The organism is Coleofasciculus sp. B1-GNL1-01 (assembly GCF_040220235.1).
Taxonomy (GTDB): domain Bacteria; phylum Cyanobacteriota; class Cyanobacteriia; order Cyanobacteriales; family Coleofasciculaceae; genus Coleofasciculus.
Genome location: NZ_JAVJTO010000127.1, coordinates 1 through 8,868, shown reverse-complemented (window position 1 = coordinate 8,868; position 8,868 = coordinate 1). Strand labels below are relative to the sequence as shown.

The window sequence follows — 8,868 nt, the reverse complement described above, 5'->3', positions numbered from 1 at the left end:
GGGTTCTGTGCCAACAATGAAGGGGACACTGGATGAGATTGCGTCTATTTTAACCCAGGGGGTTGGTGATGCGATGACCTTGAACTGGGCAAAGCTGCGCTACCAACACACGGCGGCGATACGGACGATTTTAAAACAGCGCTATGCTGGGGCGACGGCTAATCGGATGCTTTGTGCTTTGCGACGGGTTTTGCAGGAAGCTTATAGACTGGAGTTAATTAGCGCCAATGACTATGCAAAAGCGGTGGATATTGGTTCGGTTAAGGGGTCTAGTTCGCTTAGGGGTCGCGCTCTTTCAGGTGAGGAAATCGCGGCTTTAATGGAGAGTTGTGATGCTTCTAATCCTATTGATGTTAGAGACCGAGCGCTGATTGCTCTACTGCGCGGCGGCGGGTTGCGTCGGGCTGAAGTGGTGAAGCTGGAGTTGAAGGATTTTGATCCAATTAAGGGCGTGGTTGAGGTGCGCCAGGGGAAGGGAGGAAAGAGCCGGACGGTTTATTTATCAGATGAGGCGGTTGAGTTTGTGGAATGTTGGCTGGATGAGAGGGGATGTAAATCGGGTTCCCTGCTGTGTCCAGTTCGGAAGGGGGGACGGGTGGAGGTGCGGAGGATGACGCCTGATGCTGTGTTGAAGATTATTAGGCGACGGGCTGAACAGGCTGGGGTGGAGTCGTTTAGTCCTCATGATTTCCGCAGGACGTTTTGTAGTGACTTGTTGGACGCCGGGGTGGATATTGTCACGGTGCAGAAGCTGGCAGGTCATGCGTCCCCGGTGACGACGGCGAAGTATGACCGCCGGGGGGAAGAGGCGAAGCGACGGGCGGCACAGCGTTTGGGGTTTTAGATTAGTATTAGTTGCACCGTAGGTCTAGAGAGGCTGTGATGCTGGAACCGCCACCAAAGCCACCACCACCACCACTGCCACCACTATAATCACTTGAACCACTGCCACTACCACTGCCACCACCATTACTATTGCGTTTAGCGACGACTATGAGAATACCTGCAACAGGTACTGCTATGGATAGAAATAATGCTTGCCAATGCTTTTTTAAAAAACTTTCTTCATCAGATAGTCGCTCAGTTGTATTAACTTCATCTCCTAACCGAACAACCAATGCTTTGGTTCCAGCTAATGTCCCTCCGTCAAAGTCATCTTGCTTAAAAAGGGGAGTAATTTTAGTTTCGATAATCTGACCAACTTGGGCATCCGGTAAAATCGGTTCGATGCCGTATCCCGTTTCAATCTCGACGCGGCGATCGCCTGTGGAAATTAAAAACAGCACACCATTATCCTCATCGGCTTTGCCAATCCCCCAGTAATTGAATAACTCTGTCGTGAAGGCTTTGGGTGATGCCGCCGGAGAAGTTTCAGGTACAGTCACCACCGCAATTTCTGTGCCATTGTTAATTTCCAACTCTCTAATCATTTGATTGAGTTGCTCTTCCGTATCCTCACTGAGAATCTCTGCCATATCCGTCACCCAAGTACCATTCACTTGTTGAGGATTAGGAACCTCTTCAACGGTTAAAGCTTGGGCGCTAAGTGGTGAAATAACAATGAAACAGAAAGGAACTGCCCACATTGCCTGTTTAATTTTAGTGATTATCACTTTCATGATGTCCGAAACGGTAAGTACCTGGAAATCTTGAGGCTGAATTTTGACAGAAGTTGGCATTGAGGGTTTCTAGTTGGTTCGTTCATATCTTAATTTATTCTCTCCCTGTGGGATTCCCCACCGCTCCTGTTGAGGTGTATAGTGAGCGGTAGACAGTTGGAGCGGCTGCTCAGATGGAGCAATACACGATTAAAGACTTGATGGAGAGGTACAACCTCAAGACCAGGCAATCTATTTATCAGTGGTGCGATGGCTTAAACCTCAAGCTACACAAGGGGGAGCGCAATCGAGCTTACGCAACTCCAGAACAGGTTGAACAGTTAGACCAACTCAAAGAACACCTGGATAAGGGGGGAACCATCGCCAGCTTTACCCCTGTGATTGACACTGAAATTGACACTTCATCTAACCTTGTCCATCAATCAGTAGACAGTACAGTAGACACCCCCGATTGGCTGGAGATGGTGGGAGCCATAGCCGGGGCGATTAGTCCACCGAATCCCATCAGCCATTGGGATAGGTTGTATCTGGCGGCTGAACGGGGTTATATTCTCAGCACCTCAGAGGTTCAGGCGCTCACCGGGGCAAAACCTAGGGGGGAGAAATGGACGAGAGGAGCGTTCCTGTTTGTGCGAGAGGGGAAAATCGGCGCTCAGGTTGCGTGGCGGGTGGTGAGGAAGGGGGGGTGATTGGGAGCGGAAAGAATCGCGCTTTGTCAAGTTTTTTGATGGAGCTGGGTGCGATCGCTCCCCTTACGCCTATAGTGAGAATACTTCCGACTTCATGGCAACAGAGGTGGTCATGAATACCTGGTGAGGCAAACAACCGAGGTGGCATCATGTATAAACCCCCACAGAATAAAAATTCCTCTTGGACTCCAACCACGGTACAGAAAAAGGGTAAGAGTCCATCTAAACTGGGGCGTTTTTCGATTCAACCCAAGTCAAACCCGTCATCAACCTCATCCCAAGAAATAGGGGAGTATTCCAGAGATTCGGCGGATAGACTTACTGCCAATGTGATGCGAGGAATCCAAGCTAAGAAACAGGAGGAAGCTGAAGGGTCTACATTACAACCTAAATTTGAATCGCCATGGGCACCAACGTTTGAGCCACCCCCACCCTTACCAGAAAGTCCAGCTTCCAAATTAAAAGGTGCTTTTGCCCCTGTATCAAAGAACCCGATTCAACCTAAGCCAAACCCGTCATCAGAATCATCTCAGGAAATAGGGGAATACTCCAGAACCTCGATGGATAGACTGGCGGCGAATGTGATGCGAAGTCTCCAAACCAGGGAACAGGAGATTGCTGAAGAATCAATACAACCTAAATTTGAATCGCCATGGGCACCAACGTTTGAGCCACCCCCACCCTTACCAGAAAGTCCTGCTTCCAAATTAAAAGGTGCTTTTGCCCCTGTCTCAAAAAACCCAATTCAACGCCAATGTACTGAGTGTGCTAAGGAAGGGGAGGAACAGAAGGGGGAGGAAAGGAAAGACTTAGAGGAAATTGGCATTCAAACCAAGTTAACGGTAGGAGCGCCTGGAGATGCTTACGAGCAAGAAGCTGACCGAGTGGCGTCTCAGGTAATGTCAATGTCAGCCCCTACGGATAGTTCAGCGTCAGTTCAGCGTCAATTAGATACCAATCACCCCCATCACCCCCATCAGATATGGAAAAGAGCACAGTCGATTAAACCTGTAATGCAGAGGCAAATTGATCCGCGTGTGCAAATGAGGGAAATGATACAACGGGCGCATCTAATAGATGGAAATCAAGCCTCTGGTGATTTAGAGAGTCGTTTGAATGCGTCTAAGGGTGGGGGTTCTCCGTTATCAGAGAACGTGAGAGGGTTTATGGAACCGCGCTTTGGGGCTGATTTTAGTGGGGTGCGGGTGCATACGGGTGGTGAAGCGGTGCAGATGAATCAGGAGTTGGGCGCTCAGGCGTTTACTCATGGAAGTGATGTTTATTTTGGTCAAGGGAAGGAGCCGGGGAATAATGAATTGACGGCGCATGAGTTGACTCATGTGGTGCAGCAAACTGGCACTCAGATTCAGTACAAGTTGAATGTTAATCGCCCAAAGGCTCGATACCCACAAGAGACAGGGATAGCCAATCAGACCGTTGCTGTCACAGTACCTCAAAGTCTACAACAAGTCCAGAGTCAGCCTGATATACAACGATCACCTAAGCAGCTCATACGTATCGATGTAAGCGGTAGGCAATTAACAGCTATCGCCGATACAGGTATTCCACTATACGCTGGAGCAATAACTGATATTCCTCCTGGTCAGTATGATATGGTGTATTGTCCTGACAAAAAAAGGTTTTGTATAGAATCATCATTACCAACACCAACTACTGGCGGCGGAATTTTGAGCATTACGGATTCTCAAAGCGAGACAGCTCAACAGATATTGAATCTGATGAGAACAACTCCTCCTACTATCCGAGTTCCATTAACAATTCATGGATTAGATACAGCTTCGGATGGAACTGGTAGTGGAACACAAGGACAGGGAAAAAACAAAGTAGGGTCTGCAATTAGATATAACCAAACTCGAAAATATAACACTGAGACTATTAAGAAGATCCAGCGCACTGTTGGAACAAAAGACGATGGAATCATAGGACCAAATACTGTTCAGTCCATTATCAAATGGCAAGAAAAAAATGGACTTGATGCTGATGGAAAATTTGGACCAAAAACTTTTACTAAGATGTTTGGTACGGCATCCCATACAATAGGAAGTGCTGTTGAAGAAACAAAGCGGATAGACAACGAACCGACAGAGATAATCAATGCCGATTTGACTGTCTTAAAAAATGAAAAGCTTGCTAATCATTATTTGCAGATTTTAGAACATTATACGGGTCGAAGCATTTCTTCAGAAGATAGGGTAAGAGCCAAAGATGGTCTATCGAAAGAGGAAGCCATCGAAATAATTAGTGCTAAACCATTACGGCACATGATTACTGCTCTCTACACACAAGGCTATCGTGAATTTCAAGGAGCTAGCGGTGCTGACTTAGCTCATTTTTTCGGACTTGAGGAAACAATCATCGAGCAATTTGTTCGCGGCAATCCAACAGCAACCCATAACCATCTTAAAATTGGTTATGGAGTGCCAGAAAATCATATATTAGGTATTGCCCACAGAGCAAGTGGATTCCTCTACTACGACTCAAATGGTTTCCCCTTACCTGGTTTCGGTGGAGTTGGAATGAGAGATAAGGGCTATATCGGTTCTGAGCAACCCGAACATTTAGGAATCAACATTGCTAACATCGAAGATCCAGGGTTGAGAATGTTTTTGAATTCACTACGCCAGACATTCTCAGATCCAACCAGAATGTCAATGGAGGCAGCCCAAATCTACTTGGACAATGTAGAAAAAGTTAACAGCAAAGTTCAAAAGGGTTTGTCTGCGGAAATAAAGCAAAAGTTTGAAGAATCACTCCCATTTTTTATTTGCTTCTTGGCTGGTCATGGGCTTTCCGCCTTCTTGATGCGAGTACCTAACCCAACAGTAGCTAGTGTGGGACTAGCGCTGAAGGGACTGTTAACTGCTGCTAGCTACGTTATGTCCATTGACTTTCAGGGTGGAGCACTAGGTCATTTGCTGGACGCAGCATATCATCTGAGCCGTGTAGAGCAAAACGAAAAAGGCGAGTTAACTGGTTTATCTGAGAGTCATTTGCAAGCCGCAGCTACACCAATCCGTAAAATGGTTGCTGATATTGCTCTGAGCGCAGGTACTTTAGCATTGGGTAAAATCTTACGGGCTGTCAGACAGGGTAAGCGCTCTGGAACCATTGAGTGTACACAGTGTCATCTCAAAGATTCGTCTTCAAATTCTTCAAAACCGAAAAAGCCTGGTCGCATTCTGAGAGAGACACAGGTAGGTAACAAAGTTATTATAGAGAGTATTGTTGGTGATGCTCCAGGTAGACTGAATCTCGAAAGGCTAATTCCTCGTGGTGTTAAAGTTGGGTTAAAAGGTTGGGAGCGGGCACATAGTCAGGGAAATATAACTGGTGCAGAAAGTGCAAAGGGTATTAGATATGCTCCACGGGAGGTTAATCAAAAGGTACAAAAATGTGGCGTTGAGGAATTCATATCAGGCTTGAACAAACAAAAGGCTCAAGATGTAACTATCTATCTCACTACAGTCACAGAAACACATCCAGGCACATTGCGTCTGAAGTCTATAGTTTACAAAGTAGAAGCCGCGCATGAAGGTGGTACGCGAACCCGCCTTTTTGAAGCTGAGATTGAAATTGCAAATCAGAGGAAAAATCCGCGGATTGGAGTTGACGCTAAAAAGTATGGAGATATAGAACCATTCCTTAAACCCATCAAAAAAAAAGATGGAAAAGATATCTAGAAAAAAGAATCGTGCGAGACGCTGATTAGGTTTCAAGATAGTGGGAGAGAACTAAAACTAATCCCGATCGCACCTCCTCGCCCTCAGCTTCTTCAGGTCAAGCGTGTTGGTATAATGATTGACCCACCACTTGAACTCCCAGACCAACCAGTAGTCATCCAACTGGCGAAACTGATTCAGACAACGGCGGGGTAATTCCCGATCGCTCTCAATCTCCGACCTAACAGAACCGTCTGGACTTAACACCTTCCAATCAATTGCCCATTCCCCATCTGCCAGATGCTTCTCGAACTGCACCCGCCAAGTTTTCCCGCGCCAGTCCTTAATCTCAAGCTCTCTCATGGCTGCTCTCCCGTAACAAACCATTGCAGCCAGCCACTTCTGACCCGTAGCCAATTGCCCGAACTGGATGACTTTATTCGTAAGTCCAAATGTGGACCAGTCGAGCCGCCACTGTTCCCCGTCCAGCCGATGACTTTTTTTCTAGAGACTTTTAACCTCTGTCCCGGTTCAACCAGACACCGGGACAAGTGCAGCAGTTTAAACTGTAGAGTGGGGAATTGCTCAGACGTAAATGTGGCATACAAGCCAGCCGCGTCACCTCTGCTACATTCGACCCAACCATCAGCGATCGCATACAGAACCGTTCCCGCTGGCGTGGCTAAATCAACCCCTTGATGATATTGGCGTTTCCCTGAAATTGGATGAACGCGCCACCCACGGGGGGATGTAACACTATAGCCTGCGATGATGTCTCCCAGTTGAGGATTTTTCTGGAACGGCGGCGCCCATTTATAAATATGAGACTTGTTAATCTGGTCTGGAGTTTTTTCTAGAGACTTACCGGAAAGGAGTGCGATCGCTCTTTCCCGATGCTCCCTTGTCATCTTCTCTACAGCACTATCCAGGGTATGATAGCCATCACTGATACTCCCTTTGGCGTTGGGATGTCCGGCGAATACAGTAGAGTAAAGCTGTTTAAGTCCACCACCCTTAAACCCGCGTTTAACCAAGTATCGCTCAACATAATCCATCTGCTCAACCTGGCTCATTTTGGCTAGAGCTTCTGATGTGGTTCCCAGTTCAGCCGCCGTGGAGGACATAAATTGAATAAGCCCGACGGCGCGTCCCCTACCTTTAACAACGGGACCTCTGATACTGGGGCTAAATGTTCCAGCAGTTTCAAAACTAATCAGTGTGGCTAAGTCAATGGGGTCAGCGTTGATATTAGCCGCGACTTGTTTGATTTTCTGGGCAAATGGGCTTAACGTAGGTTTCCCCTTAGTTTCCAATGTTTCCGGTTTAACCTCTGGTTTAACTTCCGGTTGAGTCACCTCCTGAATCTGCTCTACACTGGGTTTAAACCAACCAAAGTTAGGACTGTAGTCTTGACTGTTTGCCAGGTTGAAACTGATTAATGCGGTGGCTGCGATCGCTAATACCTGATTCCTCAGTCTAGATTTTTCTCTTGATTTAGGTGAGTCATCGATCGCTCGTAATAACTGACTGACTCGACGGTCAATTGACCAGAGGTTAGTCCGTTTGAGGATTACCAGTTCCCGTTCGAGTTTCTGAATCTCCCGCTGTAGCTGGTTGATGCTGAGTGTTTGAGTCTGTGCCATTGTCTGTGAGTAGATGCCAAGTGAAGAGAAATAGAGCGATCGCGATCAGGAGTAGGACAAATCTTTGAATCCGAATCCGTCTCACCTCCCGCTGGAGCGATCGCAAGTGCTGAAGTAATGCCCTACGGCTGGGTTGTGCCTCTCCCTGATTTTTTCTAGAGACAAATTTCTTAAACGGTTTAATGTCCATAACAAAAAAGGCAACAGGCAACAGGCAACAGGCAACAGTTCCTTTCCTTGAAGCCTCCTGCCTCCTGCCTCCTGCCCTCTGCCTCCTCTTACAGTTCCTGGGCTAAAGTAATTGTTTGAGCGATAACATTCGCCAAATCGGGATGTTCCACCACATAGCGATCGCTCCCTCGCAGCGTGGGGATTAAGTCTCGTCCAAAGCGGAACGCACCACCGCCCCCAACGATTGAGGTTTCGATTTCTGGCGGGGTACAGTCGGTGATGATTTCGGCAATCTCGCCAATGTACCATTCATGGGCGGTATCAATTGCATCGGCGATGGGTATCGGTTCGGGTTCGCCCTGGGGTTGATAATAGTCCTCACAGTTATTTACAGCGGTGATAAACTGGGGGTCTTCTGGGTCATTAATCCCGGCTTCTTCTGCGACCCAGGAATAATATAAGGATGTGCCTTTCCCGTCGTAAGACTGACTGCGGTTATCATCGAAAAACCCATCGGGGTCAATGAAGTCACAGAGTAAGGTACGATAGCCGATATCATAACAGGCTTGCCAGGAATCATTGGGTTTAGATTCTGCGATCGCTAACTGACGATAACAACCCAGATGATATCCTTCGGGGGTTACCTGCAAGGTTTTGATGGTGGCTGATTTGCGTCCTTGCGGTGTGGACCAGGTTAGAGACTGACTCAGAGCTTTTTTTGCGGCTGTCTCCTGTGCCTTGAAGTTACCGGGGGTGAAGAACTGCGATAGGCTGAGATGGATGTCTTCGCCTGACCCAAGCCCTAATTGTTCCAGTGCTAGAATAACTCGCAGTTTGAGATTATCGGTTTTATCCCCGTGCAGTCCGGACTGGCTGGTGAGTGTGGCTCCTTTGCGATCGCTGGTGTAGGTTTTACCGCGATAGCTGATTTCTATGTTCCCTTTAACGGTTGAGTTTCGGGTTCTTACTCGTGATTTGCCACGGGGTATCTCGGTGAGATAGTTGAGCGTGCGCTGGATGGCGAGGGCGGGTTGATCCACGATTTCCCCTAGTAAAGCGACTTTTT

The 8,868-nt window shown here is 47.5% G+C and carries 8 protein-coding genes; 3 read left to right on the top strand and 5 right to left on the bottom strand.

Features of this window, described 5'->3' with window-relative positions; genetic code table 11:
• A partial coding sequence (locus tag RID53_RS30275; RefSeq protein ID WP_446391624.1) for a tyrosine-type recombinase/integrase occupies positions 1–844 on the top strand: 844 nt, incomplete at its 5' end.
• A 7-nt stretch (positions 845–851) separates the two neighbouring features.
• Here RID53_RS30275 and RID53_RS30270 read toward each other — a convergent pair.
• A complete protein-coding gene (locus tag RID53_RS30270; protein WP_446391623.1) occupies positions 852–1,679 on the bottom strand; it encodes a TPM domain-containing protein in 828 nt (275 codons plus the stop codon).
• 113 nt (positions 1,680–1,792) lie between these two features.
• Here RID53_RS30270 and RID53_RS30265 point away from each other — a divergent pair, with 113 nt between their 5' ends.
• Entirely contained in the window at positions 1,793–2,308 is a 516-nt protein-coding gene (locus RID53_RS30265; RefSeq protein WP_446391622.1) for a hypothetical protein, read from the top strand.
• 149 nt (positions 2,309–2,457) lie between these two features.
• The gene (locus RID53_RS30260) at positions 2,458–6,009 is read left to right on the top strand and encodes an eCIS core domain-containing protein (protein ID WP_446391621.1); all 3,552 of its coding nucleotides are present in this window, start codon (positions 2,458–2,460) and stop codon (positions 6,007–6,009) included.
• A 57-nt stretch (positions 6,010–6,066) separates the two neighbouring features.
• Here RID53_RS30260 and RID53_RS30255 read toward each other — a convergent pair whose 3' ends face one another.
• The 4 genes from RID53_RS30255 to RID53_RS30240 form a co-directional block, all read right to left on the bottom strand.
• Positions 6,067–6,351 carry a hypothetical protein gene (locus tag RID53_RS30255; protein WP_446391620.1) on the bottom strand — a complete coding sequence of 95 codons (285 nt, stop codon included), beginning with the start codon at positions 6,349–6,351 and terminating at the stop codon, positions 6,067–6,069.
• Entirely contained in the window at positions 6,348–7,631 is a 1,284-nt protein-coding gene (locus RID53_RS30250; RefSeq protein WP_446391619.1) for a M23 family metallopeptidase, read from the bottom strand. The genes RID53_RS30255 and RID53_RS30250 overlap by 4 nt, the downstream gene beginning before the upstream one ends.
• On the bottom strand, positions 7,543–7,821 hold the full coding sequence (locus RID53_RS30245; protein WP_446391618.1) for a hypothetical protein: 279 nt from the start codon (positions 7,819–7,821) through the stop codon (positions 7,543–7,545). The genes RID53_RS30250 and RID53_RS30245 overlap by 89 nt, the downstream gene beginning before the upstream one ends.
• 88 nt (positions 7,822–7,909) lie before the next feature.
• On the bottom strand, positions 7,910–8,868 hold a 959-nt coding region (locus RID53_RS30240; protein ID WP_446391617.1), incomplete at its 5' end, for a hypothetical protein.

What these genes read in the sequence shown, in the direction of transcription:
- RID53_RS30270 (WP_446391623.1), bottom strand. Translation starts at nt 1,679, where the DNA reads ATGCCAACTTCTGTCAAAATTCAGCCTCAAGATTTCCAGGTACTTACC.
- RID53_RS30265 (WP_446391622.1), top strand. Translation starts at nt 1,793, where the DNA reads ATGGAGCAATACACGATTAAAGACTTGATGGAGAGGTACAACCTCAAG.
- RID53_RS30260 (WP_446391621.1), top strand. Translation starts at nt 2,458, where the DNA reads ATGTATAAACCCCCACAGAATAAAAATTCCTCTTGGACTCCAACCACG.
- RID53_RS30255 (WP_446391620.1), bottom strand. Translation starts at nt 6,351, where the DNA reads ATGAGAGAGCTTGAGATTAAGGACTGGCGCGGGAAAACTTGGCGGGTG.
- RID53_RS30250 (WP_446391619.1), bottom strand. Translation starts at nt 7,631, where the DNA reads ATGGCACAGACTCAAACACTCAGCATCAACCAGCTACAGCGGGAGATT.
- RID53_RS30245 (WP_446391618.1), bottom strand. Translation starts at nt 7,821, where the DNA reads ATGGACATTAAACCGTTTAAGAAATTTGTCTCTAGAAAAAATCAGGGA.